Origin of the sequence: Phytobacter diazotrophicus (assembly GCF_052061655.1) — a bacterium.
Classification (GTDB): Bacteria; Pseudomonadota; Gammaproteobacteria; order Enterobacterales; family Enterobacteriaceae; genus Phytobacter; species Phytobacter diazotrophicus.
In genome coordinates, this window is sequence record NZ_CM125428.1 from 3,224,939 (window position 1) to 3,251,356 (window position 26,418).

Consider the following 26,418-nt stretch of genomic DNA (forward strand, 5'->3'; position numbering starts at 1 on the left):
CCATTATGGAACCTGCGTCAATAACGCTGACCCACAATGCGATCCGCCTCGCATTGGCCGTGGCACTGAGTGGCTGGCAATGATCGCTGCCCAGGTTCGCTGATTTTTTGCACAAAATATATTCTGCATCGGAACCGGGGTAAAAAAGGCGGGCATTGCTCGCATTTTCCCCCTTTCTCCGGCAAAAGCGTTCCGTTATGAAACATTTATCCGCAAGGGTGTTTCACTATGAAACCCAATTTTTTGGCATTTTCTTTTTCTCTCGCCAGAGGAGAATCAGCACATCGGCCAGGGAACCCCGCACGACGGGTATCCGCCGCTGATGCCCTACAACATCAGGCCTGCGCGCTGCGGATGGCCTGGCTCACCTCCTGCGGAGTATGAATAATGAAAAAACTGATTAACCGTGTGGAAGATGTATTAAGCGAACAATTAGCAGGCCTGGCAAAAGCGCACCCTGAGCTGACGCTGCACCAGGACCCGGTGTATATGACCCGTGCCGATGCCCCGGTCGCCGGGAAAGTGGCGCTGTTATCCGGCGGCGGCAGCGGTCATGAGCCGATGCACTGCGGCTATATCGGCAAAGGTATGTTAAGCGGTGCCTGCCCTGGCGAGATTTTCACCTCCCCAACGCCGGATAAAATGTTCGAATGCGCCATGAACATTGATGGTGGCGAAGGCGTGTTGTTAATCATCAAAAACTACACGGGCGATATCCTCAATTTCGAAACCGCCGCTGAACTGCTGCACGACAGCGGCGTGAAGGTCACAACCGTGGTGGTGGATGACGACGTCGCAGTGAAAGACAGTCTCTATACCGCCGGACGCCGTGGGGTGGCAAATACCGTCTTAATTGAAAAACTGGTCGGCGCCGCCGCCGAACGCGGAGATTCACTGGATGCCTGCGCGCAGTTGGGCCGTAAGCTTAACAATCAGGGGCACTCCATTGGTATCGCCTTAAGCGCCTGTACGGTTCCTGCGGCCGGTCAGCCTTCGTTTACCCTTGCGGACAACGAGATGGAATTTGGCGTGGGTATCCACGGCGAACCGGGGATCGACCGCCGCCCGTTTAGCTCGCTTGATACCACTGTCGACGAGATGTTTAACGTGCTGCTGGAAAATGGCAACTACAGCCGCACCCTGCGCGAATGGGATCACACCAGCGGAAGCTGGCAGGAAGTCAAACAGAGCAAACAGGCCCTGCAGCGCGGCGATCGCGTTATTGCGATGGTCAACAACCTGGGCGCAACGCCGCTGTCTGAGCTGTACGGCGTTTACAACCGGCTGGAAACTCGCTGCCAGGAAGCCGGTATTGTCATCGAACGCAACCTGGTCGGTAGCTGGTGTACATCACTGGACATGGGCGGCTTCTCCATTACCTTGCTGAAAGCCGACGACGAGATCCTCGCTTTGTGGGATGCGCCAGTCCACACACCGGCCATGACCTGGGGTAACTAAGGAATTTTTTATGTCGCTGAACAGAAACCAAATTGTTGACTGGCTCTACCGCTGCGGCGAAGTCTTCACCAAAGAGAGTGATTTTCTCACCGGCCTGGACAGGGCCATTGGTGATGCGGACCACGGCCTGAACATGCATCGCGGCTTTAGCAAAGTGGTGGAAAAACTACCCGCCATTGCAGACAAAGACATCGGCTTTATTCTCAAAAACACCGGTATGGTGCTGCTCTCTAACGTCGGTGGTGCCAGCGGTCCATTGTTTGGCACCTTTTTTCTGCGCGCCGCGCAGGCGACCCAGGCCCATCAAAGCCTGACGCTTGTTGAGCTGCATCAGATGATCCGTGAAGGCGCCGAAGGGGTAATCAGCCGTGGTAAAGCAGAGCCCGGCGACAAAACCATGTGTGACGTCTGGCTGCCCGTCGCGGAATCGCTGGAGCAGGCCATCGCGCAAAACCTGTCCATTCCCGCAGCTCTGGAGGCCGCAAGCCAGGTGGCGGAAAAGGCAGTTCAGTCGACCATCACCATGCAGGCCCGTAAAGGCCGCGCCAGCTATCTGGGCGAACGCAGTATTGGTCATCAGGACCCTGGCGCAACCTCGGTGATGTTTATGGTGCAGATGCTGGCGGCAGCCGCGAAAGCGTAAAAGAAGGAAACGGCGATGGTTAACCTGGTGATTGTTTCTCATAGTGCCCAACTGGGCCAGGGTGTCGGGGAACTGGCCCGGCAGATGTTAACGGGAGATGGCTGCAAGTTAGCCATCGCCGCTGGAATTGACGATCCTGATAATCCGATCGGCACCGATCCGATTAAAGTCATGGAGGCCATTGAGTCGGTGGCTGACACCGATCATGTGCTGGTGATGATGGATATCGGTAGCGCCCTGTTAAGCGCGGAAACCGCCCTGGAACTGCTTGACCCGGACATTGCCGCAAAAGTGCGTCTGTGCGCCGCGCCTCTGGTGGAAGGTACCCTGGCCGCCACGGTTAGCGCCGCCACGGGGTCTGACATTGACAAGGTGATTGCCGATGCGCAAAACGCCCTTGAGGCAAAACGCGTTCAGCTTGGTCTCGACGCCCGGCAGGAAGCGCCCCCACAACCACAAACAGACGATGAGACACACGAAGAGGCGCTCACCGTCGCAGTGACCGTGAACAACCCTAACGGCCTGCACGTTCGCCCGGCATCTCGCCTGGTGGCTGCGCTGGCCGGTTTTAACGCCCGGCTGTTGCTGGAAAAAGAAGGGAAATGCGTCAAGCCGGACAGCATCAACCAAATCGCCCTCTTGCAGGTACGCTGCCACGACACCCTGCGCCTGATTGCCCGTGGTCCGCAGGCAGCGCTGGCGCTGGCGGCCTTTGAACGGCTGGCACAGGAAAACTTCGGGGAAACGCTCACGGCGCAGCAACCTGCGGTAACGCCAGATATTCCAGTCCAGATTAAAGGCCAGGCGTTGCGCTATACCCCTGTCGAACTGCCGCTGGCCCAGGCCACCGTGCGAACACCGGAAGAGGAAATGGCTCGTCTGCGCTGTGCCGTTAAGGACACGCTGGACGATCTGAGCGACCTGATTCGCCTGGCGGAAGAGAAGTTTTCACCCGAGATCGCCGCCATTTTTGCCGGTCACCAGACCCTGCTTGACGATCAGGAACTGATGGATAGCGCCTGGGAGATGCTGCGCCAGCGAAAATGCACGGCGGAATGGGCGTGGCACAAGATGCTGATGGAACTGAGCAGCCAGTATCGCCATCTGGATGATCCCTATTTGCAGGCACGCTATATCGATATAGAAGATTTACTGCATCGCACACATCTTCATCTGGCACAGGCGCTGGAAAACATCCCGACGCCGCTGCGCCCGAGTATTCTTATCGCAAGCGATCTCTACCCGTCCGTCATGCTGCAACTGGAGAAGAAAAACATCGCCGGGATTGCCCTGCTGCAGGGTAGCCCGCACTCTCATAGCGCGATTATCGCCAGGGAAGCCGGGATCCCCGTGCTGTATCAGCAAGTCAGCGCACTGGCTAAAGTGCGCAGCGGTGACGTCCTTACCCTCGACACTGCCCGGCCCCAATAAACTGACGACACTCCTCAGGCAGGAGTGTCGTTTTTTAACGCCTGTCTGACAGGTGTGTTCACTGTGTCACATTATTCACGCAATACGTCCAGGCTGTGGATGTCCTGCTAGCTGGCGGGATTGGCCTTATCAAAGGCCGCCTGGGCCGCCAGCATGGCGTCCATATTGTCTTCTACCCACAGTGTCAGAAACGACATGGTGTGCGTCAGCGTTTTGCCTAACGGCGACAAACTGTATTCCACCGTGACAGGCACCGTGGGGAAAATTTTCCGCGAGATAAGCCCGTCACGCTCCAGCTTTCGCAGCGTCTGCGTCAACATTTTCTGCGTAATCCCGCGAATATGTCGTCGCAAACTGTTAAAACGCTGCGGCTCTTTTTCCAGACAGCCCAGAACCAGCAGCGCCCATTTATCGGCCAGCCTTGAGAGCACATCACGCGTCGGGCAGCGATCGTCGTAAACATCGTAAGGTAATTGCAGTTTATTCATAACGATAGTTTCTCTTACAAGGTTTCCTCAGGGAAACTTAGTGGCCTTCAGGTGCCTTCTTTCATGACCACAAGATAATGTGTATAAATCGCTTCAGGTATCTATTGGATACTAAGGCACTCTGAATGACAAAGTATTTATACATACCTTGCTCACCCACTGTGTCGATAAAATAAACCTGCGAATATTTGACCACCTTTCGCGCAATAACGCGGCAATCCGTGGTGCAACAAAATAAGAGATGACATCGTGTTGAATAAATTTGATGAAGCGTTTACCCGGTACACCAGGCATCCTGATTTTGGCCGATTACTGCTTCGGTTAACGTTCGGCATTTTAATGCTTTTTCATGGCGTTGCCAAAGTGAACCACGGCGTAGACTGGATTTCCGCGATGCTTGAAGCAAAGGGGTTACCCGGATTTATCGCCCAGGGTGTTTATATCGGGGAAATTGTTGCGCCCGTGCTGATCATTATTGGCTGGTTAACCCGCCCTGCCGCTTTTATTTATGCCTTTAACATTGTGGTGGCAACATTGCTGGTGGGTACAGATAAATTCTTTACCCTGACCAAAGTCGGGGCATGGGGACTTGAAAGTGAAGCACTCTATTTCCTCGGCGGCCTGTGCATTATGTTTCTTGGCGCCGGGAAATACAGTCTGTCTGGTAATAAAGAATAATCATTCACCATTGAGGGACTACCTATGAGTATCGTTGTTGTCTATTTTTCTGGCTACGGCCACACCTCCCTGGTTGCGGAAAATGTTGCTGCCGGCGCCAGTGCTGAGCTGATTGCTATTAATGAAAATGGCGAAATCACAGAAAGCGACTGGCAAAAGTTAAACGACGCGAAGGCGATTATTTTTGGCGCGCCGACGTATATGGGCGGCGTACCGTGGCAATTTAAAAAGTTCGCTGATGCCACCTCTAAAGCGTGGTTTACCCGTAGCTGGCAGGATAAAATTTTTGCGGGTTTCAGCAACAGCGCCAGCCTGAACGGTGACAAACAGGTGACGTTGCAGTACCTGCAAACCCTGGCGTCTCAGCACGGCGGTGTGTGGGTGAGCCTTGGCTTGCCGCCGGCGAATACGCTGGCCGCGTCGCGTGAAGATCTGAACAACCTGGGCGGTTCCGTGGGCCTGCTGGTGCAGTCTCCGTCCGATGCGGGCGCGGATAAAATCCCGTCTGGCGACCTTGCCACAGCGACTAAATTTGGCGAACGCGTTGCGGCGATTACCGCGCGCTTTAACTGATTTAGCGCACGTATAAAAAAGGGCAGCCTGCTGCCCTTTTTTCATATCAAAACGGGCTTAACGGTAAACAATACCGCCATCAATCAGAATCGACTGACCGGTGACATAGTCAGAATCCGGGCCTGCCAGGTAAGAGACCAGGCTTGCCACATCATCCGGGGTTTCCGCGCGTCCCAGCGCAATCCCTTCGACATATTTCTTATACGTTTCACCCACCGGTGCGCCTGTGATCGCCGCGAAACGCTGGTCGATTTCGGTCCACATTCCGGTGCCCACAATCCCCGGACAGTAAGCATTCACCGTAATACCACGGCTGGCATACTCTTTTGCCGCCGCCTGCGTCAGCGCACGGACGGCGAATTTGGTCGCCGAGTAAATGCCTAACATCGCAAAACCGTCATGGCCGGCAATAGAACAGGCGTTAATAATTTTGCCTTTCTGCTTACGCTCTTCGAATTTTTTCGCCGCGGCCTGAATCCCCCACAGGGTACCCTGCACGTTAATCCGCATAATGCGATCCACCTCTTCCGGGGTGACATCGGAGAGCGGTTGTACCTGCGCGATACCGGCGTTGTTAACGATGATGTCAAAACCACCCAGTTCGCGTTCCGTCTGGGCAATAGCCGCATAGACCTGTTCACGATCGGAGATATCGGCCACGAGTGTCGCGGCTTTGCGCCCTAAGGCTCTGACCTCAGCGGCGACAGCTTCCAGCGCTTCTGCCTTCATATCCACCAGCATGATTGCTGCACCGTCTTTGGCCAGACGCAACGCAATGCCTCGCCCAATCCCTTGACCGGCACCGGTTACCAGCGCGACTTTATTTTCGATAGCCATACTTTCTTCACCTCATCCTGACAAAAAACACTGCCTTAGCCACGGCAGCAGACCGGGCTTACACTACCGCCCGCCCGAGGCGTGGCCTACCCCCTCTGATGGGGGGGGTGAGCACGCGAAGTGACGTGTCGCCCGGGTGTGACGCTGGTTCCGCCCTGCCTCCTTGAGTACACTCGGGGGAAAGAGAACAGAACGAGGTTGCGGTTGTATGGCATTTTTGTCCCCCACAGGTCACCTGCCCATAGAGAATGTTGACGAAGAACCTTTTCGATTTACACGCAACCTCCCGCTGATCCTCACAAAACTCACGCCGCCGCGTACCCCAGGCGTCGTGCTGCAACGCGACCGCCTTCTAACGCGGCTGGACAACGCCGCCTCCGGTAGCCTGACGCTGGTCTGCGCGGCTGCCGGGTTTGGCAAAACCACGCTGCTTTCCCAGTGGTACCAACACCGTCAGGCACAGGGCGATGCTCTGGCCTGGATCAGTCTGGAAGAAGAAGACAGCACGCCATTACTCTTTATGCGCTACCTGCTGGCGGCGCTGAGCCCGCTCTATCCGGGCTGGAGCGATACCTTCCAGCAATACCCGGAAGGGGCGCATCCTGGCGATTTTTCACTGTTTCTGGCAGAACTGGTCAATCAGTTTCACCACTGTTCCCACCCGCTCTATCTGATTCTTGATGATTACCAGAGCATCCGAAGCCGTGAAATCCATGATGGGTTGACCTGGCTGCTCCACCATGCCCCCGCGTCGTTACATCTGGTTATCGGCAGTCGCAACCGCCTGCCTCTGGTGCTCAGCCGCCTGCGACTTTGGGAGCAGTACACGGAAATCGAAGACAGTGAATTGCGCTTTAACGATGCCGAAGCCCAGGCCTACTTCGCCCGGTCGGTAACGCCACCGGTTAATACGCGCGATATCCCGCAACTGATGACACTGACAGAAGGCTGGGTCGCAGGGATGAAAATTGCCGCCCTCTCTCCGCGCAGGCATGACGCAATGCCAGGCATTGGGGGAGTACTCAGTGGCGGTTCGCGCTCAATCAGTCGCTATCTTGAAGAGGTCATTTTCGCACCGCTGCCCGCCAGCGTGCTCCACTTCCTGATGCTGACCTCGCTGCTGAATCGTCTGCATCCGGCGTTGTGTGATGCGGTGACGGGGTTAAATAACGGCAAAGAGATGCTCGCCTGGATTGAGCAACACAATCTGTTTCTTAGCGCCCTGGATGAGGCGGGATTCTGGTTTCGCTACCACCCGCTGATGCGCGATGCCCTCTCCCAACGCCTGCAACAGGATGCCACCATCGACATTCGCCAGCTTCACGAGCGAGCGGGTAACTGGTTCGCCGCCCAGCAGCTCTGGGCAGAAGCGATACGCCATGCGCTGGCGGCCGGGAAGTCGCTCGCCCGACACGCAGAAGCCGGGGCACAATCGCTGGCGGAAGAAGGCGATATCGACACCATGGTGCGCTGGATCCACCATCTGCCCGCCACGCCCGATCCTTCGCGTATTGAACTACAGCTCAATCTGGCCTGGGCGCTGGCGCACCATTGCCGCTTTACCGACGCCCGCCAGTTGCTTGATGCCATTGAGGCGATGGTGGCGACACGCGCAGAGCATCTTCCACGGTCAACGTGGGTAAAGCAGCGCGTGGTGCGCGCCATTTGTGAGGCCTTCGCCGATAATATTTCCGGCAGTCTGCCGCTGGTTGAACCGTTGCTGAATGAGGTGCCCTGCGGGGATATCTGGGTGGATGGACTGGTCTGCAACATCCTCAGTTATTGCCATCTCGCCCTTGCCCACCCGCAGCGAGCGCTGGAGGTGCAGCAGCACGTTTCCGGCAACCAGGCCACCAACCGCAACCTGTTTGTTGAGGTCTACCGGGTCTTTGTGCTGGCACTCGGTCAGTTGCGTCAGGGGGACCTGAAGGAAGCCGAACGCCAGGCCATCCAGGCGTTGCACCATGCGGAGCACCATACCGGACAAAATTCCAGTAGTGGCGCCACGCTGGCCCCGCTGCTGGCCGAAATCGCCTGGGAGCGCGGCGACAGCGAACGGGTCAACAGTTTGCTGAACCTGCGTCTGGGCATGATTGATGATTTTTGCCCGTCGGATGGTCTTAGCCTGTGCTACGTGGTGCTTGCGCGTCAGGCGCAGTTGAATGCGCAACCTGATGAGGCCATGACACTCTTACGCCATGCCGGGCAACTGTGTAGAGATCGCGGCTGGTGGCGTGCGCGCATTGCGCTGCTTGCCGAAGAAATCACCCTCCACCTGAATACCGGCAAGAAAGATAATGCCCGCAGGCAGTTCGCCTTACTCCAGCAACTGGCGAGCGAGCCGAGGGCGGTGGAAAACAGGGTTGTCGGCTGGCACAGGGGGATCTGCGAAAGCCGCCTGTTACTGGCCGAAGGCGATGCGCTGACGGCGGCGGCGATGCTGACTCCCGTGATAAATGAGCAGGAGCGCTGTGGTGAATGGCTGGCGGCAACGCGCTTGCGCATCCACCAGGCCGTGGCCTTCTGGCAAGCCGGTGACGAGAAACAGGCTATAGCGGCGTGCGTTCCGGCACTCCCGCGCGCCGTCGCGCAAAACATGCAGCGCACGCTGCTCGATGGCGGGTCGGCGTTACTGGCCCTGCTCAGCCGGTTGCGTGAACAGTCCCAGTTCGATACAGCATTAACCGCCGTCACCGCCAGCGCCGGGGCGATGCTGATGTCCGGGGGGATTCCCCCCCTGCCGACACACGAAGCCGCGACGCAGGGGCTACGATTGACCGAACGCGAGCAGCAAATCTTACAGCTCATCGCCGAAGGACACTCCAATAAAGGCATCGCCCGCACGCTTGGCATCTCGGTTGAGACCGTCAAGTGGCACCTTAAACAGTTGTATGAAAAGCTGGCGGTGAGCGGACGTATTCAGGCGGTGAACCGGGCGAGAAAATTGGGTTTAATGGGTTAGCGAGTTTTCGCCTGCCTTGTGTGACAGGCGAAGAACACATTAGCCACCGATTACGCCGACCGACGAGCGCAAAATGCCACACACATTCCCACCAGCGCGGCCCCACTCAGCCACTGGAACACCAGACGCCACGCCTCCAGTGACGGATGCGCCCCCAACAGCACGGTGATAATTGCCAGCATCATCGCCCCGGCGGTGTACTGAGTGGTGACCATTAGCGCACTGGCCCGCCCCTGTAGCGCCACAGGTGTGGCCGTTAGCCCGATGGCAAACATCGCCGGATAAATCAGCCCGTGTCCCAGGCCACTCAGCGCAATGCCGAGCATAAAGGCAAGCGAAAACGGCCCAGTGAGCGTCGTCGACAGCAGCCACAGCCCCAGCCCCGCAGCAGCAAACCCAACGGTTAACACCCCCGCGCTGGAAAAGCGTACGCTCAGACGGGTATAGAGACCGTTGCCAGCCACAATCAACACTGCCAGCGGGGTAAACAACAGCCCGGTCACCACCGCCCCGAGCGCCAGTGTCTGCTGCCAGAACAGCGTCATGTCATAGAACTGGCTACCGACGCTTGCCATATAGCAGGCGCTACTGAGCCAGCCGCTTTGCAGCCCCGGTAACGTGCGAAGCCGTTCCGACAACAGCGGCCTGGCGGCAAAGCGCTCATGTACGATAAATAGCACCAGCATGCCCAGCGCCAGACGGTTTGCCAGAAAATCAGGCTGCCCGGTTTCGGCGTAGCGCATCAGCGCCCAGACGACCGCCCCGGCGGTGGCACAGCCTGCCAGCGCCCCAAACCCTCCAGGCTGTTTCTCTCCTTCGGTTCTCAACAGCGGGAAGTCCCGGCTAACCCGCCAGAGCGCCAGCAGCCCTGGTGGCAGATTGATAAAAAAGATAGCCCGCCAGTTTAACTCGGCCAGCAGCCCACCCAGCATTACACCTGCCACCAACCCGAGCGCGCCAATCGCACTCCAGATAGCCAGCGCCCGGCGATGAGCTTCGCCCTGAAAACGCTGCGCCATCAGCGCCAGTACCGCCGGTTGCAGGAGTGCCGCCGCAACGCCCTGACCCGCACGAGCGGTTAACAGCAGCGCGGCGCTCTGCGCCAGCCCACCGAGGACGGACGCGAATAAAAACAGCCCCATCCCGATGGTAAATATCCGCCGGGCACCCAGACGATCGCAGAGGCTTCCCCCCAGCAGCAGCAGCCCGGCAAAAATGAGCCCGTAGAGGGAAACAACCCATTGCATTTCACCAGCCGTGAGCGCTAAATCCTGCGCCAGCGTGGGCAGCGCCACGTAAACAATGGCGTAATCCAGCGCAATCAGCGCCTGGGCAATGCCCGGTACCAGCAGAGGAAGAGAACGCGATGTTTGTGGCGTTGTCGTCAGATTAATGTGCGTCATCAGGCTTCCTGTTCGTTGAATAATGATGAATAATCCTCATGGATTATTTGCTCTTCATACAGGCTACGCCTTATTGATTGACGCAATCAAAGTCATAGTTTTCAGCAAAAGATGAGTTAAATTCATCCATGAAATTACGTCGTCTGCCACCGCTTGGCGCGATCCGCGCTTTTGATGCTGTTGCCCGCCACGCCAGTTTTAAACTGGCCGCCGAGGAAATTGGCGTCACCTCCACGGCTATCAGCCACCAGATTCGTCAACTGGAAGAGACCCTCGGCCAGCGCTTGTTTACCCGTTCCCCCCGCGCGGTAACGCTCACCGCCAGCGGCGAGATCCTTTTTCGCGCCTCGGAGAATATGTTCACCACCCTGCGCGAGGCCGTCATGCTTATTGAGGCCGGTGCCCCGCCCGATGCGCTGACGCTCAGCACCACCTCGAATTTCCTGACCAACTGGCTGGTGCCGCGCCTGCCGCTTTTGCACCGCCAACTCCCGGACCTGGAGCTGCGCTTTCACAGCAGCACCAGCCTGGTGGATGTGCGCGGCGCGATGGCCGACTGCGCCATTCGCTACAGCATGCAGGCGGACGCGTCGCTGGAAAGCACGCTACTCTGGCGGGATCGTTTTGTGCTGGTCGCCAGCCCGGCTATAAAGCTGCAAAGCCCGCAGGATCTGGCCGGGCTCACGCTTTTTCACATCGAAAACCGCCATGTGCCAACGCCGGAACCGGACTGGCAGCACTGGAAAGAGACGTTTGGCCCGGCGGATTTAGCCGTGCAGACGGGGATCCGTTTTGATGATGAGACACACGCGATTCAGGCGGCGATTGCCGGACAGGGCGTGTTACTGGCAAGCGAACTGCTAATCCAGTACCCGCTGGCACAAGGGCTACTGCATATTGCCCTGCCGGGGGCGCTTCCCGGCGGCAATTACTATTTTGTCACCAGCACGGATAAAGCCAGCCGCCGCGATGTGCAACAGTTCAAACAGTGGCTTATCAAGGCCTTTGAGTACGTGACGTTGTAACAAAAAAAGCGAGAAACACGCGCTATGACCAGGTGAAAACGTAAGCGGTCCCCCCTGGGTTTTGCTATGGTATTTTTTTGCTGATGAGAAGCGGGTAGAACGAATGGAGCGGCTGGATTGCGACCGTATGTTTGTCGCGGTGATAGAAACAGGCAGTTTTACGGCGGCAGCGCAACGCTGTGGTACCAGCCACGGTCAGGCATCGAAATTGATCTCCCGGCTGGAGAGCGAACTGGGCGTCAACCTGCTGCGCCGCAGCACCCGCTCACTGACCCCCACCGAGGTGGGCCTGGCCTACTACGAACGAATCCGTCAGCTACTGGTCGATTATGACGCGCTTAATGATGCCGTTCGCAATAGCGCCAACGCCCCTTCCGGGCTGCTGCGCATTTCGGCCCCTGTCACGTTTGGCGTCTCACAGCTCGCACCACATCTGGTGGAATTCGCCCGTCGCTACCCGGATATCGAACTGGATGTCAGCTTTTCCGACAGGCTCGTCAACGTGGTGGATGAAGGCTTTGATCTGGCCCTGCGTATCGGCAGCCTCAGTGACAGCAGCCTGATTGCCCGCCGTTTATGCCCGATTCGCAGTGTGGTCGTCGCCGCCCAAAGCTACCTTGAACGCCACGGCGAACCGGTACACTGGTCAGAGCTGGAACAGCACGCCCTGATTGTTGATACCAATTTTCGCGATCCCTGGCACTGGCCGTTTCGCGACACCCAACAGCAAATGCATTTGCAGCCGGTTCGCGGGCGAATCAAATTCTCCAATGCGGAAGCCTGTATGGAGGCCGCCTGCGCCGGGTTAGGGATTGCCAGAGTGCCGATGTTTATCGCTGAAAAAGCATTGAATGCGCAGCGTGTGGTGCCCGTTCTGGCTCCTTTTGAGGCGCCGCCGCTGGCGCTCTATGCGGTCTATCCCCCGGCCCGCTATCTGGCGCAGAAAGCCCGCGTGTTAATCGATTTTCTGGCGGCAACGTACGCCTCGCTGGCGTAGCCATGATTGTTTCCATTATGGAAATAAATATCCTCTTTTTGACCCAATAATCATTGGGCTGGAAACACTCTATAGTCCTTTCATCAACCTATTCGAGAGGACACAACCATGACTGATTCACGTACTGCTCCCTATGCATCTCTGCTGTTGCGCCTGGCGCTGGGTATTCTGTTTCTGGCGCACTTTAGCCTGAAATTCTTTGTTTTTACCCCGGCGGGTACCGCGAAGTTTTTTGCCTCCCTCGGTCTGCCTGGCGGGCTGGCCTATCTCACCATGGCGGTTGAACTGGTGGGGGCGATTGCGCTGATCCTCGGTATCTATAGCCGTATCGTTGCCATCGTGCTGATTCCGATTCTGTTGGGCGCTATCTTCACCGTTCACGGCCCGGCTGGCTTTTTCTTCACTAACCCGAACGGCGGCTGGGAATTCCCGGCATTCTGGATAGTGGGTCTGCTTGCTCTGGCGCTGACCGGGGATGGAAAATACGCGCTCAAACCGACCCCTTTTAAAGGCTAAAGGAGTACACATGCTGATTGACGGAAAATGGACGGCGGACTGGCACCCGGTGCAGGCCACCGATGAAAAAGGCGGGTTTGTGCGCCAGACTTCCAGTTTTCGCCACTGGGTGACGCCTGACGGGGCGCCCGGTATTACGGGCGAAGGCGGTTTTATCGCCGAACCGGGACGCTACCATCTGTATGTCGCGCTGATTTGCCCGTGGGCCTCGCGTACGCTGATTGCCCGGAAGCTAAAAGGGCTGGAAGAGGTTATCAGTGTCTCGGTGGTTGAACCCTGGCTGCTGGAGGAAGGCTGGCATTTCGGCGATTACCCTGGCACCGACCGCGACACGATCAATAACGTCGAGTGGCTGCATCAGCTTTATACCAAAGCCGATCCAACCTTTACCGGCCGCGCGACGGTCCCGGTGCTGTGGGATAAGAAAACCCATACCATCGTGAATAACGAGTCCGCTGATATCGTACGGATGCTCAACAGCGGCTTTGGCGAACTGGCGCGTGGCAGTATTGATCTCTACCCCGCCGCCCTGCGTGAAGAGATTGATCAGCTCAACGCCGAGATTTATCCAACGCTGAATAACGGTGTGTACCGCGCCGGTTTTGCCACCACCCAGGTCAGTTATGAGGAGGCAGTCAGCGATGTGTTCTCCATGCTCGATACGCTGGAAACGCGTCTTGCTACGCGGGAATTTCTCTGCGGTGGACAGCTAACCGAAGCCGATATCCGTCTGTTTGTGACTCTGGTGCGGTTTGATGCCGCCTACCATGGGGTGTTCAAATGTAATCGGCGTAAGCTTGCGGAATACCCGCATCTGGACCGCTATCTGCGGACAATGCTGGCGGTTCCGGGCATCCGGGAAACGGTGAATATTGATCACATCAAGCAGGGCTACTATTCCATCAAGGCGCTCAATCCGAATGGGATTGTTCCGCAGGGGCCGGATCTCAGTGCGTATGGTTTATAAGTCAGTCGCAAAAAGCGAGATCATCGCAGGGTGAGGAGGCCAGGCGGCTATGGAGGAGGGTTCCGTTCACCTTATATTCATGGCGAAATGGAACCTCCGGACACGTGAACGGGTAAAGGGGAACACCGCGTTCCCCTTTACAATCCCAGCGGCCCCGCAAAGAAATCGGTGCTTCGCACTGCGTTCGTCTCCCGCCCCGCTGCCTGCGGTCGGTTTGACTCGAGTTACTCGCCCCATCCCTGGGGCTCGCCCCTCGGGCCAACGCGTTAAGCGGGGACTCAACCCCCTCGCTGCACGCTCTGCGCCAGAGGGACACAAAAATGTCGCTGTGGTTGTCATGCGGGAAAACGAGTCAGCCATGGCTAAAAAGGTTGAAGATATTCACCGCATCTACGGTTAAACCGGCGTGAAGGTGAGCGAGTAGCCCCGGTAAGCGGTAGCGCCACCGGGGAGTGCCTTGCAGGGCGCAGTTAGTGACCAACCCGCCCCGGATGGCGGCGCAAGCGCCTGATCCGGGCTACAAAACGTTCAGGCCGCACGAATAAATAGTCCCCTCTCCTCTTTGGGGAGAGGGCCAGGATGAGGGGAATATGCGGCTTGGGAGGTGGGGTGTTATAAAAACGCGGTTTCGCTGCTCCCCACGCTTTTCAGCTCAAGCCCTACAAATTTGAGCCCTATTCCGTGTTCACGATCTATATCGCTTGCAAACATAAATCCGAAATTATCTTTCGCATCAGGAGACAGATAAATTTTCACCAGAATAAGATCTGTCGCCTCTGCGCCGTACACCCGTTTGCAGTACGCTTGAGTTTCCGCTGTGATTTTCTGCGAGAAAGCGTTCTGTTTCTCGATAAGAAACTGAATATCGTTCCTCATTTTGTCATCAGGCGAATGCGCTTCCAGATTTATGCACTGAACAGGTTCAGAACCGAATGTCGGTAAAAGCAAATCAACTGCGGCGCCTTCATCATCGGCATAGTTTTCCAGTTCTACGGACATCTTCCGGGTTCCTTTTATCGGGACCTCAGGGCAGTGATGGTTTCTCTGCCCTCAGCGAATTGATATCTGGCAATGCTTGCAAGAAAACGAGGGAATTATCATCCCCAGGCTTCATCTTCGGTTATCACCTTGCTGATGAAACTATCGAGATCCTGCTCAAGAAAAATACTCTTCTGGCTTTCCAGATTGGCAAAATAGACGGCCCCATCATCCAAATTCATACAGTAGGGAAACCCACCGCCGTCAATGGCAAAGGGAAGAAAGTTTGCCGGGAGAATCTTCTTATCGACAACCAGCGTTCTGTAGTAGCCATCAGCGGTCAACAAACCTGGACTGTTAGCACGCAAAATCGACAGAAAGTATTTGATATCGTTCTCATATTTTTCACTCTGGTAAACGCGCCGCCCATCCTCAAGCTTACCACCGTTACTGATGAGCCATAGCGACGTTAAAACATCAGGGAAAGAGACGCCCAGCGATGCTTCAATATCGCCAAGCTCATCAGCCGTGACGGCGGGCGATGAATCTACGAGTTTAATCATCATGTCGTTACCTGTTGGTAATAAGCAGCAATATGGCCTCTCAGCCGTCCTTAATGCCGAGAAATAGTAACAGCTTCTCTTGCTTCATACTCATCACCACCATGATCGCCTCGTCGATTCATTTACCTTTTCACCCTCGAATATCAGTAAGAAAAGGGTGAATGTTGCTGCGCCTCTTGTAAAAAATGGGTGGCATCTTCACCGGCAGCGGTATACAGCGGCGCGTTTTGATCGTTCGCAACGGCAAAAATGGCATTCGCGACATCCCCGGCGTGAGTCACTGGCGAGTGGTTATCGCGCGCCATCTGAATAAACGCATCCACCATCGCGCCATACACCGGATCGTCTTGTCCGCCAAAATAGGCCCGCGCATTCTCGCCAAACTTCGTCTCTGGTGAGCGCCCCGGCAACACCACATGAACGCGAATACCCAATGGCCTGACCTCAATGGCTAATGACTCGCTCCAGGCATTCAGCGCCGCTTTACTTGCACGATAAAGCCCAATCAGCGGCATTGCTTTGGTTGTCACTGACGATGAAACATTGATGATAACCCCTGATTTTTTCTCTCTCATTAGCGGCAGAAACGCCTGAGTTAATGCGAGTGTCCCAAGAACATTGGTGTTCATTAACTGCTGCGCGGTTGCCAGGGGCGTGAGTTCAACAGGGACCGGTGCGCCAAAACCGGCATTATTCACCAGCAGGTCAATCGCCCCGGCCTTTTTCACCACATTATCAATGCTGTCAGCGGAAGTGATATCCAGCGGCAAAAGAGTCAGGTTGTCGCTTTCAGGTAACAGCGTCGGATCGGGCGTTCTCATGGTTGCAATCACTTTCCAGCCTTTGTCTAAAAAGAGTTTTGCTGTTGCAAGCCCAAAACCCGATGAGCATCCGGTAATCAGTGCAGTCGACATGTTTAATCCTCTCTGTTGGCAAGAGCAACGATCATAGCCGCCTCTGTCTGGACAATATATAATCAATAATCCAGTAAAATTTAGAGAGCGTCCAATGTCAGACCCGTTAACCGATATTGTTACCTTGCTCAACCCCAGGCCCACCCATACTAAACTCGTTGAGGGTGCGGGTCAGTGGCGTATTGTCCGGGAATCTTGCGGAGAGGCGTTTTACTGCGCAGTGTTACAAGGCGAATGTCTGATAAGCATTAACGGCAAAGCGCCAAAATTGCTGGTATCCGGCGATTTCATTCTGATACCCGCAACCTACACGTTTGAAAACACCAATGCGGGCACGTCTGCGCCGACGGACATTACGACGCCGACCCTTATTGGCGATGGGCACGTGAGAATTGGCGCAACAACGGGACCGGCTGAATTTCTGATGAATGTGGGGCACTGCGAATTCGACACGCCGGACAAACAGCTTATCGTCGCATTACTGCCCAACGAGATCCTGGTGAAAGGACAACAGCGTTTTGTCACTCTGCTTGAACTTCTGCTTAATGAAAGCCAGGCCCGGCGGCCAGGACGTGAAGTGGTATTGATGCGTCTTTTACAGTTATTACTGGTTGAGTCGTTGCGAAGCCATGATTGTCTGTCGGGAACGGCAGGTATTTTGCGGGGATTACAACACGAAAAGATCGCCATCGCGCTGCATCTCATTCATGAAAAACCCGACATTGACTGGCAAATAGCACAGCTCGCCAGCCATTGTGCGATGTCGCGTTCCTCTTTTTTCGCCATATTCAACGAGACAGTCGGTATGCCGCCCATGCAATATCTGCTCTTCTGGCGAATGTCGTTGGCCAGAAAAGCACTGTTGAGCAGTACGGATAAAATCGAACAGATCGCATTTCGCATTGGATATCAGTCAGCGAGCGCCTTCAACGTCGCCTTCACGAAATATGTAGGGATGCCGCCGGGGGTATTTCGACGCCAGAAACCCCATGCTATCTCTGTGGCGTCGCATCACTGATGAAAAGCCAGTGTTGAATACTCTTTCTGTACGCTATCACTGGCTTTGTCTTTACACACTTTCCCCCTAAATAAAACAGGCTTTGCGGCATCTGTTGAAGGGGGAGTCGTTAACACGGATTATCTTACCTGCATCCGATATTCAATCATGCCGCTTTTTTTCGCAATCCAGTCATATAATCTTTGCGCACGATAATTTGCTTCATGGGTGTGCCAGTAAAGATGGCTGGCATGACGTTTTCGGGCTTCTTTCTGAACATATTCAATTAACTGTTTGCCAATCTGTTTACCGCGCGTATTTTCGCTGACATATAAATCTTCAAGATAACAGTAATCACTTTCCGCCCAGGTTGAACGGTGAAAAAGATAATGAGCGAACCCCACCACCTCGCCATTACTTTTCGCGACAGCACAGAATATCGGCTCGATTGGATTGGCAAAGCGCTCCCAGGTGCGCGTTGTGACCGCATCAGGAATATCAACATTATAAAATATTTGATAATTTTCCCACAGCGGCAACCAGCTTTCATAATCCATTTCACTGGCTGCTTCAATTGTGATAACCACTGTATTCATAATAATAACCTCTTTATTTGCTGGCTTGTTCTGTGTTGGGGTGAATCATTAATTAAGAAACGCAGGCGTAGGTATTGTCTTTTTTCAAACACGTAAAGCACAGGCAACATGCCGATATATGACGCGCCTTATCGCCGCCGCTCCACCCTGCCCGTCATTGACGCTTCGGGAATAATGATAAGGTTAAAATGGCAGGTTTAGCCCCACCAATTTTTCACAATGTAGCAGACCAATTTATCTTCTGGCTGCAGACCATCCTGTTATAGACTGGATAATGACGGAAGTAATAACGGAGAAAAGGATGTTTAAGCATGCCCAGCTTGAAACGGTAAAGGCCTGGATGATGGATCCCGCAAACGGCTCACTGCCTCTTCATGAACGGATCCAGAGAGCAATACGGGCACTTATCCTGGAAGGCATTTTATCTCACGGCAAAGCCCTCCCCGCCTCGCGTGCATTAGCCATCTCACTCAATGTTTCCCGTGACACCATTGAAGCCGCCTATACGCGTCTGCATGCGGAGGGGTTTATTGAAAGGCACACGGGTAAAGGCAGCTTTGTTTCTGCCAGCGCCCGATTTCTGAAATCACATTCCCGGCAACGCCAGTCCGCCGCTGAGGTACGTGAACCCACGCTCAGTGCGCGGGGAAATGTGATGTACAAAAGTGGGGGGATACGTGAATTTTCATCGCCTCGCCCACTGGCGCCGGGGATCCCCGAAACACGTCTGTTTCCGGTACAAACCTGGGAGCGACTTGAGCGACAGGTACTAAAAGAGTATCGCCACCATGCGCTGGAGCAAAGCCCGCCTCAGGGGACAGAGCGGTTACGCCGGGCCATCGCAGAGTATGTCAATCTGGAACGCGGCGCGCATGCCACGCCAGAACGTATCATTATTCTGACAAGTTCCCAGCAGGCGCTCGCCCTCTGTTCTCATGTCCTGATGGACAGCGGCGATGCCATCGTGATTGAAGATCCGACCTATCAGGGGGCGCAAAAAGCGTTTAAGGCTGCCGGGCTGAGCAGCCTTCCGGTTCCGCTTGATGAGAAAGGGCTGTGTATCGAGTCACTTAATGCTCTGACAGCGCCGGCAAAAGCTATCTATCTTACCCCTTCCCATCAGTATCCTACCGGCGTCACCCTGTCGCTTGACCGACGGCTGGCGGTCATCGACTGGGCAAACCGTCACCAGGCCTGGATTATTGAAGATGACTATGACAGCGAGTTTCACTATGAAGGCAAGCCGATGGCCTGCGTGCAGGGGCTGGATGCCTTTAACCGGACAATCTATATCGGGACGTTCACCAAGTCTCTTTTTCCGGGGCTACGCATTGCCTGGATGATCGTGCCTGCAGAACTTGTTGAACCGCTGACGATGGCAAGGACGTTAATGGACGGTCATACCGCCTCCATCACCCAACTGACCGTCGCCAAATTTCTGGAGGGTGGTCATTTTGGTTCCTATGTCCGGATGATGCGGGAGGTTTATGTTGCTCGCCGTGACAAACTGGCGAGCCTGATTGAAGAGCGTCTTTCTGATTTTGTCGTTGGCATAACGCCAACGGGCGGAATGCAGATGCCCTGCCATCTCAGGAAGGGCATTTCCGAAGCAGCCGTTGCCACAGCCGCCCGACGAGCAGGTATTGATATGCTTGGGCTTGCCGAATTATATGCAAACGAACCGGCGTCAACCGGTTTTTTGATGGGTTTTGCGGCTTACACGGAGAAGGAAATAGAAGAGGCGGTAGAAAAAATCGCCGCCCTTTTTCGTCGTCTCTGAGGCTTTGGCGTGTCAGCCCGACACCCGACTCACTCAATGTGCCCGCCGCTGGCAGGCCGCCAATATCATCCTGAACGGATGCGAGCTATGTGGATTGCTAGCCTAATCGCTGCATTTCAGCGCGGCCAATACTGCGTCGCCATGCGCCAGGGGCCTGCCCGTAGTGACGCTTAAAGCTGCGGTTGAAGGACTGCTGAGAGTCAAATCCTAACGCAATGGCCACGTTCAAAATCGGTTCGTCGCTGCGGGCTAACCGCTCGACCGATTTTTGCAGCTTTTGCGCACGAATATACTCGGCGAGACGATAGCCCGTATGCTCTTTGAAGATCCTCTGGAGGTGCCACTTCGAATAACCGGCGCGTCTGGAAACGGTATTGATATCGAGACGGCTTTCAATGTTGTTGTCGATCCAGTCGAGTAAATCGTGAATAAATGCGCCATTGTTCATTTTGTTTCCTCCCGCGCGGCTTACCAAAAAAGCATCTTTGTCTGTTGCATTTAAAGGTGGCCTGCTTTTGCAGTAAATGCAAGTTTTATTATTGCATTTAAATCCCTGCCGGAAATCTGTCTTTTACCGCTGACACAAACAGCACATAAAGTGCAACAATTATTCTTGCACTTAATTTAGCACCTCCCTACAATCGCCGCGATAGTGTATTCGCAACTGTTACAGTTTTGTGGCGATGAACGACACAAATGGCCTTAAGCCAGCCCGGACAAAGGAAGTGGCGCAGCGTCCCCTGCTGTGTCTTGCCCGGCGGCTACAATTACCGGAATAAAAATAATGAGCCTGCAAAAACATTGGGTTAATTTTCGTCTGAATGCGCTGGGAGCGGTATTACTCTCCGTCATGCTCGTCGGATGCGATGAGGGTGTCGCGCAAAATGCCGTGCCACAAGCGCCCGCCGTGAGCGCCGCTGACGTGGTCGTGAAATCGATTAGCCAGTGGGATAGCTTTAACGGTCGGATTGAAGCGGTGGAAAGCGTTCAGCTACGCCCCCGTGTCTCTGGCTACATTGATAAAGTGAATTACACCGACGGCCAGGAAGTGAAAAAAGGCGAGGTGCTGTTCACCATCGATGACAGAACCTATCGTGCCGCGCTGGAACAGGCGCAGGCGACGCTGGCGAGAGCCAAAACGCAGGCCAGCCTGGCGCAAAGTGAGGCCAGCCGTACCGATAAATTAATCAACACCAATCTGGTCTCCCGTGAAGAGTGGGAACAGCGTCGTTCTGCCGCCGCCCAGGCGCAGGCCGACATTCGTGCAGCGCAGGCGGCAGTTGATGCCGCACAGCTTAACCTGGACTTCACCAAAGTGACCGCCCCCATTGATGGCCGCGCCAGTCGTGCGCTGATCACCAGCGGTAACCTGGTCACGGCGGGTGACAGCGCCAGCGTGCTCACCACGCTGGTATCGCAGAAGACGGTTTACGTCTACTTTGACGTGGATGAGTCGATCTACCTCCACTACCAGAACCTCGCCCGCAGCGGGCAAGGCGCGTCCAGTAACCACATGGCGCTACCGGTTGAGATTGGCCTGGTTGGCGAGGATGGCTATCCCCATCAGGGCAAAGTGGACTTTTTGGATAATCAGTTAACGCCGAGCACCGGCACTATCCGTATGCGTGCGCTGCTGGATAACGCACAGCGTCAGTTCACGCCAGGACTCTTTGCCCGCGTGCGTCTGCCGGGCAGCGCTGAGTTCAAAGCCACGCTTATCGACGACAAAGCAGTGCTGACCGACCAGGATCGCAAATATGTTTATATCGTTGATAAAGAAGGTAAAGCGCAGCGTCGTGATATTACGCCGGGGCGTCTGGCTGCCGGTTTACGCATCGTGCAGAAGGGGCTGAACCCTGGCGATAAAGTCATCGTCGATGGTTTACAAAAAGTGTTTATGCCGGGTATGCCGGTTAACGCGAAAACCGTTGCCATGACTACCAGCACCGCCCTCAACTGATCCCTTACCTGAGAATCCGACACATGGACTTTTCCCGCTTTTTTATCGACAGGCCAATTTTCGCCGCGGTGCTGTCGATTCTGATTTTCATTACAGGATTGATCGCTATCCCGCTGCTGCCGGTCAGCGAATATCCTGATGTCGTACCGCCCAGCGTGCAGGTACGCGCGGAGTATCCCGGCGCAAACCCGAAAGTGATTGCAGAGACCGTGGCGACGCCGCTGGAAGAAGCGATCAACGGCGTTGAAAACATGATGTACATGAAATCCGTCGCCGGGTCCGATGGCGTGCTGGTCACCACCGTCACCTTCCGTCCGGGTACTGACCCCGATCAGGCGCAGGTTCAGGTGCAAAACCGCGTATCACAGGCCGAAGCGCGTCTGCCGGAAGATGTGCGGCGTCTGGGTATCACCACCCAGAAACAGTCGCCGACGCTGACGCTGGTGGTGCATCTGTTTTCACCCAACGGTAAGTACGACTCCCTGTATATGCGTAACTACGCCACGCTAAAAGTGAAGGATGAACTGGCCCGTCTGCCGGGCGTCGGTCAAATCCAGATTTTTGGCTCCGGTGAATACGCGATGCGCATCTGGCTGGATCCCAATAAAGTCGCGGCACGTGGGTTGACCGCCTCCGATGTGGTAACGGCAATGCAGGAGCAAAACGTCCAGGTTTCCGCCGGGCAGCTTGGCGCCGAGCCGCTGCCGAAAGAGAGCGATTTCCTGATCTCCATTAACGCCCAGGGTCGCCTGCACACGGAAGAAGAGTTTGGCAATATTATTCTGAAAACGGCGCAAGACGGCTCGCTGGTCCGCCTGCGTGACGTGGCGCGTATTGAAATGGGCTCCGGCAGCTATGCGCTGCGCTCCCAGCTTAACAACAAAGACGCGGTCGGGATTGGTATCTTCCAGTCGCCGGGGGCCAACGCCATCGATCTGTCTAACGCGGTGCGCGCCAAGATGGACGAACTGTCGAAGCGTTTCCCGGATGATATGAAGTGGGCGGCCCCTTACGATCCGACGGTGTTTGTTCGCGATTCCATTCGCGCAGTCGTGCAAACGCTGCTGGAAGCGGTGGTGCTGGTTGTGCTGGTGGTGATTCTGTTCCTGCAAACCTGGCGCGCGTCGATTATTCCGCTGATCGCGGTGCCGGTGTCGGTGGTGGGCACGTTCAGTATTCTCTACCTGCTTGGCTTCTCGCTGAATACCCTGAGTCTGTTCGGGCTGGTGCTGGCTATCGGTATCGTCGTGGATGACGCCATCGTGGTGGTGGAAAACGTTGAGCGAAATATCGAAGAGGGGCTGGCTCCACTTGCGGCGGCGCATCAGGCAATGCGTGAAGTGTCCGGGCCGATTATCGCGATTGCGCTGGTGCTGTGCGCGGTGTTCGTGCCGATGGCGTTCCTCTCCGGGGTGACCGGTCAGTTCTATAAACAGTTTGCGGTGACGATCGCGATTTCGACGGTGATCTCGGCCATCAACTCGCTGACGCTTTCACCAGCGCTGGCTGCCCTGCTGTTAAAACCGCACGGTGCGCCGAAAGACTACCCTACCCGCCTTATCGATCGTCTGTTCGGCTGGATTTTCCGTCCGTTTAACCGCTTTTTCCACCGTAGCTCGGACGGCTATCAGGGGCTGGTGGGCAAAACGCTCGGACGCCGTGGCGCGGTATTTGTTGTCTATGTACTGCTGCTCTGCGCCGCGGGCGTAATGTTTAAAGCCGTCCCCGGCGGGTTTATTCCGACACAGGATAAGCTCTATTTAATTGGCGGTGTGAAAATGCCGGAAGGCTCTTCGCTGGAACGCACCGATGCGGTGATCCGTAAGATGAGCGAAATCGGGATGAATACCGAAGGCGTGGATTATGCGGTCGCCTTTCCAGGGCTGAATGCATTGCAGTTCACCAATACGCCAAATACCGGGACGGTCTTTTTTGGCCTGAAACCGTTCGATCAGCGTAAACATTCTGCGGCGGAAATTAACGCGGAGATCAACGCGAAAATCGCGCAAATCCAGCAGGGCTTCGGTTTCTCCATTTTGCCGCCGCCGATATTAGGGCTGGGTCAGGGTTCTGGCTATTCGCTTTATATTCAGGACCGCGCCGGGCTTGGCTATGGCGCGCTGCAAACCGCGGTGAACACGATGTCCGGTGCGATTATGCAAACGCCAGGAATGCACTTCCCAATCTCCACCTACCAGGCTAACGTGCCGCAACTGGATGTGCAGGTTGATCGTGATAAGGCGAAAGCGCAGGGCGTGTCGCTGACCGATCTTTTCGGTACGCTGCAAACCTATCTGGGGTCGTCGTATGTCAACGATTTCAACCAGTTCGGTCGTACCTGGCGCGTGATGGCGCAGGCCGACGGGCCATACCGCGAAAGCGTGGAAGATATTGCCAATTTGCGTACCCGCAATAATCAGGGCGAAATGGTGCCGATTGGCAGTATGGTCAATATCAGTACGACTTACGGGCCGGACCCGGTGATTCGTTATAATGGCTATCCGGCGGCGGATCTCATTGGCGATGCCGACCCTCGCGTACTCTCCTCCTCACAGGCGATGACGCAACTGGACGGAATGTCTAAGCAGATCCTGCCCAATGGGATGAATATTGAATGGACGGACCTGAGCTACCAGCAGGCCACTCAGGGTAATACGGCGCTGATCGTCTTCCCGGTCGCGGTTCTGCTGGCGTTCCTGGTTCTGGCGGCACTGTATGAAAGCTGGACGCTGCCGCTGGCGGTGATCCTTATCGTGCCGATGACGATGCTGTCCGCACTCTTCGGCGTCTGGCTGACCGGTGGCGATAACAACGTGTTTGTGCAGGTCGGTCTGGTGGTACTCATGGGGCTTGCCTGTAAAAACGCCATTCTGATCGTGGAGTTTGCCCGTGAGCTGGAAATCCAGGGCAAAGGTATCATGGAAGCGGCGCTGGAAGCTTGTCGCCTGCGTTTACGCCCGATTGTGATGACCTCTATCGCCTTTATTGCCGGGACGATCCCGCTGATCCTCGGCCACGGCGCGGGGGCGGAAGTGCGCGGCGTCACCGGGATCACGGTGTTCTCCGGTATGCTGGGCGTGACGCTGTTCGGTCTTTTCCTGACCCCGGTGTTTTACGTGACACTGCGTAAATTCGTCACGCGCGGTAAAGTGGAAAGAGAGGTTTTGCCAGCCTGAGTGACTGTTGCCGATAACAAAAAACCGCCTTCACTGTGAAGGCGGTTTTTTTTCGCAATATGAAAAGTATTAAAGCGCTTTTTTAAACCGGTCATCCAGTTCAGGCAGCAGATCGCACCCGCTGGTATCGGCTTTTTTGACCTTTTCAAGCGCGCTTGCCACGGTATGGCGAGCGAGTACATCTAACGACGCCTGCTCCGCTTCATCGGCAATCGATTTGAAATACCAGCACGCGTTGGCACTGACCACGCAGCGGGCCGGTATGTCGGGGCGCGACGCCCACAGCTTTTTATCTTCGATGACCGAAAGGTAGATATCGCGCAGGGTGATCTCTTCGGGCGGACGACCAAGATGAATAGAGCCATTGCGGCCAAGCGTAGAGACGATAATCCCATCACGCGTGAGAGGCACCATCAATTTACGGATAAAGCTCGGGTTTGCTTCCAGGCCGTAGGCCAGAATCGCACTCGTCGAGCGTTCACCCAATTGCTCCGCCATCGCTACGCTGAGAACCATCTGCAAAGCTGTCGGGAAGCGGTAATCTAACATATTATTGTCCTGGGTCGCGGTGAATCTTGTTCTTTTTGGCACCGCAGAGGTGAATAACCAATGAGCAATAATATAACAAATACAGTCTTTTTTTTGAAGCAATCAACGCGTGACCTGGCCCGTAAAAAAGAGTTTCCACGTATGACAGAAATGTCATTCAATGCCAGATGACGACATTATGTGGTAAGAATCAAAAAAATCCTCAGGCGTGATCGATACAGGCCAGAGCCTTTTTATGCCTGACCTGATTTATTTGCAAATGGAAACGATCACTTCACGCAACCAATATGCGCCAGAAATGGGGATACATATGATATTACCAAACGAACGTCTTTTTAACCCGAACCGAAAAACGGAAGTACGGTATCCATATGCAGGCGAAAATTATGTATCTAACAATAGGCATAATCATGTCGAAATTCAGAGCAAGAGGCGCGAATAAGTATGAACTGATGGCCCGGTCAATCATCATGATCGTGATACTGGCAGCCAGTAGCACGCTAAACGCCAGAGGTAACGATCTCTTTTTACGCACAAAAAGAGACGTAACATAGATAACAAGGAGCAGTAAAATCAGGTTAATCCCTGCGGCAGAGAAAAGGTAGGATGTCTGGTACACAGGAATACGACCGATCATGTTCGTACCCAGTTTTAATGTCACTATCAGAGAGGTGAAATAATCGTAGGCCATGAGCAAAATATTAAGGAGTGGCAGGAACAACAGGCCACCAATTCTTCTGTACCGTTTTTCCTCACATTCAGCACAATATTCAAGATGTTGCGCAATCTCCTTATCACAGGTTAAGCAGGTCCATTTGAAAGGGGTCTCCGTCATTATTCATCCTTTTTAGTGTGTTCGTTCTTAACGAACTTGCTTCATTCCAGGATTAGTTAACGGCTAACCGTGAAGATTCTTTAGGGTGATTG

At 55.0% G+C, this 26,418-nt stretch carries 24 protein-coding genes; 14 read left to right on the top strand and 10 right to left on the bottom strand.

Translation table 11 applies throughout. The features are described 5' to 3' along the window. The first annotated feature begins 387 nt into the window (after positions 1–387). From dhaK to dhaM, 3 genes are read left to right on the top strand one after another with little or no spacing between them, the layout of a single operon-like run. Positions 388–1,458: a dihydroxyacetone kinase subunit DhaK gene (gene dhaK / locus ACS0RQ_RS15685; RefSeq protein ID WP_039079346.1), complete on the top strand. Its 1,071-nt coding sequence runs from the start codon at positions 388–390 to the stop codon at positions 1,456–1,458. A gap of 10 nt (positions 1,459–1,468) precedes the next feature. Next, complete coding sequence (gene dhaL, locus ACS0RQ_RS15690; RefSeq protein ID WP_108701458.1) at positions 1,469–2,101, top strand: dihydroxyacetone kinase subunit DhaL; 633 nt, start codon at positions 1,469–1,471, stop codon at positions 2,099–2,101. Positions 2,102–2,116: 15 nt separating this feature from the next. Then, positions 2,117–3,532 (top strand): dihydroxyacetone kinase phosphoryl donor subunit DhaM, encoded by a 1,416-nt coding sequence (gene dhaM / locus ACS0RQ_RS15695; RefSeq protein WP_271849439.1) that lies wholly within the window; start codon positions 2,117–2,119, stop codon positions 3,530–3,532. A 107-nt stretch (positions 3,533–3,639) separates the two neighbouring features. On the opposite strand, the gene ACS0RQ_RS15700 is transcribed toward dhaM, so the two are convergent. Continuing rightward, positions 3,640–4,020 carry a winged helix-turn-helix transcriptional regulator gene (locus tag ACS0RQ_RS15700; RefSeq protein ID WP_125124839.1) on the bottom strand — a complete coding sequence of 127 codons (381 nt, stop codon included), beginning with the start codon at positions 4,018–4,020 and terminating at the stop codon, positions 3,640–3,642. 249 nt (positions 4,021–4,269) lie between these two features. Between ACS0RQ_RS15700 and ACS0RQ_RS15705 the strand changes: the two genes are divergently transcribed. Then, the gene (locus tag ACS0RQ_RS15705; RefSeq protein ID WP_039079350.1) at positions 4,270–4,698 is read left to right on the top strand and encodes a DoxX family protein; all 429 of its coding nucleotides are present in this window, start codon (positions 4,270–4,272) and stop codon (positions 4,696–4,698) included. A 24-nt stretch (positions 4,699–4,722) separates the two neighbouring features. Next, a complete protein-coding gene (locus tag ACS0RQ_RS15710) occupies positions 4,723–5,271 on the top strand; it encodes a flavodoxin family protein (RefSeq protein WP_071194842.1) in 549 nt (182 codons plus the stop codon). A gap of 57 nt (positions 5,272–5,328) precedes the next feature. Here the strand turns inward: ACS0RQ_RS15710 and ACS0RQ_RS15715 are convergent, their stop codons facing one another. Next, on the bottom strand, positions 5,329–6,108 hold the full coding sequence (locus ACS0RQ_RS15715) for an acetoin reductase (protein WP_271849438.1): 780 nt from the start codon (positions 6,106–6,108) through the stop codon (positions 5,329–5,331). Between the two features lie 208 nt (positions 6,109–6,316). On the opposite strand from ACS0RQ_RS15715, the gene ACS0RQ_RS15720 reads away from it, so the two are divergent. Continuing rightward, complete coding sequence (locus ACS0RQ_RS15720; protein ID WP_271849437.1) at positions 6,317–9,070, top strand: winged helix-turn-helix domain-containing protein; 2,754 nt, start codon at positions 6,317–6,319, stop codon at positions 9,068–9,070. Between the two features lie 50 nt (positions 9,071–9,120). On the opposite strand, the gene ACS0RQ_RS15725 is transcribed toward ACS0RQ_RS15720, so the two are convergent. After that, on the bottom strand, positions 9,121–10,473 hold the full coding sequence (locus ACS0RQ_RS15725) for an MFS transporter (RefSeq protein WP_334632874.1): 1,353 nt from the start codon (positions 10,471–10,473) through the stop codon (positions 9,121–9,123). 128 nt (positions 10,474–10,601) lie between these two features. Between ACS0RQ_RS15725 and ACS0RQ_RS15730 the strand changes: the two genes are divergently transcribed. The 4 genes from ACS0RQ_RS15730 (at position 10,602) to ACS0RQ_RS15745 (ending at position 13,978) form a co-directional block, all read left to right on the top strand. Next, positions 10,602–11,498, top strand: coding sequence for a LysR substrate-binding domain-containing protein (locus tag ACS0RQ_RS15730; RefSeq protein WP_271849435.1), 897 nt, complete (start codon positions 10,602–10,604; stop codon positions 11,496–11,498). Positions 11,499–11,601: 103 nt separating this feature from the next. Then, positions 11,602–12,495: a LysR family transcriptional regulator gene (locus ACS0RQ_RS15735; protein ID WP_271849434.1), complete on the top strand. Its 894-nt coding sequence runs from the start codon at positions 11,602–11,604 to the stop codon at positions 12,493–12,495. A gap of 108 nt (positions 12,496–12,603) precedes the next feature. Next, positions 12,604–13,011, top strand: coding sequence for a DoxX family protein (locus tag ACS0RQ_RS15740; RefSeq protein WP_039079357.1), 408 nt, complete (start codon positions 12,604–12,606; stop codon positions 13,009–13,011). 10 nt (positions 13,012–13,021) lie between these two features. Further along, the gene (locus ACS0RQ_RS15745) at positions 13,022–13,978 is read left to right on the top strand and encodes a glutathione S-transferase family protein (protein ID WP_271849433.1); all 957 of its coding nucleotides are present in this window, start codon (positions 13,022–13,024) and stop codon (positions 13,976–13,978) included. Between the two features lie 612 nt (positions 13,979–14,590). Here ACS0RQ_RS15745 and ACS0RQ_RS15750 read toward each other — a convergent pair. The 3 genes from ACS0RQ_RS15750 to ACS0RQ_RS15760 form a co-directional block, all read right to left on the bottom strand. Then, positions 14,591–14,977, bottom strand: a complete 387-nt coding sequence (locus ACS0RQ_RS15750; protein WP_271849432.1) for a hypothetical protein — start codon at positions 14,975–14,977, stop codon at positions 14,591–14,593. 98 nt (positions 14,978–15,075) lie between these two features. Continuing rightward, a complete protein-coding gene (locus ACS0RQ_RS15755) occupies positions 15,076–15,522 on the bottom strand; it encodes an SMI1/KNR4 family protein (RefSeq protein WP_271849430.1) in 447 nt (148 codons plus the stop codon). Positions 15,523–15,662: 140 nt separating this feature from the next. Beyond that, positions 15,663–16,433, bottom strand: a complete 771-nt coding sequence (locus tag ACS0RQ_RS15760; RefSeq protein ID WP_271849429.1) for an SDR family oxidoreductase — start codon at positions 16,431–16,433, stop codon at positions 15,663–15,665. A gap of 94 nt (positions 16,434–16,527) precedes the next feature. Between ACS0RQ_RS15760 and ACS0RQ_RS15765 the strand changes: the two genes are divergently transcribed. After that, positions 16,528–17,451 (top strand): AraC family transcriptional regulator, encoded by a 924-nt coding sequence (locus tag ACS0RQ_RS15765; RefSeq protein WP_271849428.1) that lies wholly within the window; start codon positions 16,528–16,530, stop codon positions 17,449–17,451. A gap of 119 nt (positions 17,452–17,570) precedes the next feature. Here ACS0RQ_RS15765 and ACS0RQ_RS15770 read toward each other — a convergent pair whose 3' ends face one another. Continuing rightward, the gene (locus ACS0RQ_RS15770) at positions 17,571–18,026 is read right to left on the bottom strand and encodes a GNAT family N-acetyltransferase (protein WP_271849427.1); all 456 of its coding nucleotides are present in this window, start codon (positions 18,024–18,026) and stop codon (positions 17,571–17,573) included. A 301-nt stretch (positions 18,027–18,327) separates the two neighbouring features. Here ACS0RQ_RS15770 and pdxR point away from each other — a divergent pair, with 301 nt between their 5' ends. Next, entirely contained in the window at positions 18,328–19,806 is a 1,479-nt protein-coding gene (pdxR, locus tag ACS0RQ_RS15775; RefSeq protein ID WP_271849426.1) for a MocR-like pyridoxine biosynthesis transcription factor PdxR, read from the top strand. Between the two features lie 97 nt (positions 19,807–19,903). Here pdxR and ACS0RQ_RS15780 read toward each other — a convergent pair whose 3' ends face one another. Beyond that, entirely contained in the window at positions 19,904–20,254 is a 351-nt protein-coding gene (locus ACS0RQ_RS15780) for a helix-turn-helix domain-containing protein (RefSeq protein WP_039079365.1), read from the bottom strand. A 336-nt stretch (positions 20,255–20,590) separates the two neighbouring features. Between ACS0RQ_RS15780 and oqxA the strand changes: the two genes are divergently transcribed. Both oqxA and oqxB read left to right on the top strand, forming a co-directional pair. Then, positions 20,591–21,766 (top strand): multidrug efflux RND transporter periplasmic adaptor subunit OqxA, encoded by a 1,176-nt coding sequence (gene oqxA / locus ACS0RQ_RS15785; protein WP_271849425.1) that lies wholly within the window; start codon positions 20,591–20,593, stop codon positions 21,764–21,766. Positions 21,767–21,789: 23 nt separating this feature from the next. Then, entirely contained in the window at positions 21,790–24,942 is a 3,153-nt protein-coding gene (oqxB, locus tag ACS0RQ_RS15790; protein ID WP_039079367.1) for a multidrug efflux RND transporter permease subunit OqxB, read from the top strand. Positions 24,943–25,011: 69 nt separating this feature from the next. On the opposite strand, the gene oqxR is transcribed toward oqxB, so the two are convergent. Together oqxR and ACS0RQ_RS15800 are read right to left on the bottom strand one after the other, a co-directional pair. After that, positions 25,012–25,491, bottom strand: a complete 480-nt coding sequence (gene oqxR, locus ACS0RQ_RS15795; RefSeq protein ID WP_165158796.1) for an efflux pump transcriptional repressor OqxR — start codon at positions 25,489–25,491, stop codon at positions 25,012–25,014. Positions 25,492–25,807: 316 nt separating this feature from the next. Beyond that, the gene (locus ACS0RQ_RS15800; RefSeq protein ID WP_271849424.1) at positions 25,808–26,326 is read right to left on the bottom strand and encodes a DUF2569 family protein; all 519 of its coding nucleotides are present in this window, start codon (positions 26,324–26,326) and stop codon (positions 25,808–25,810) included. Positions 26,327–26,418 lie beyond the last annotated feature (92 nt).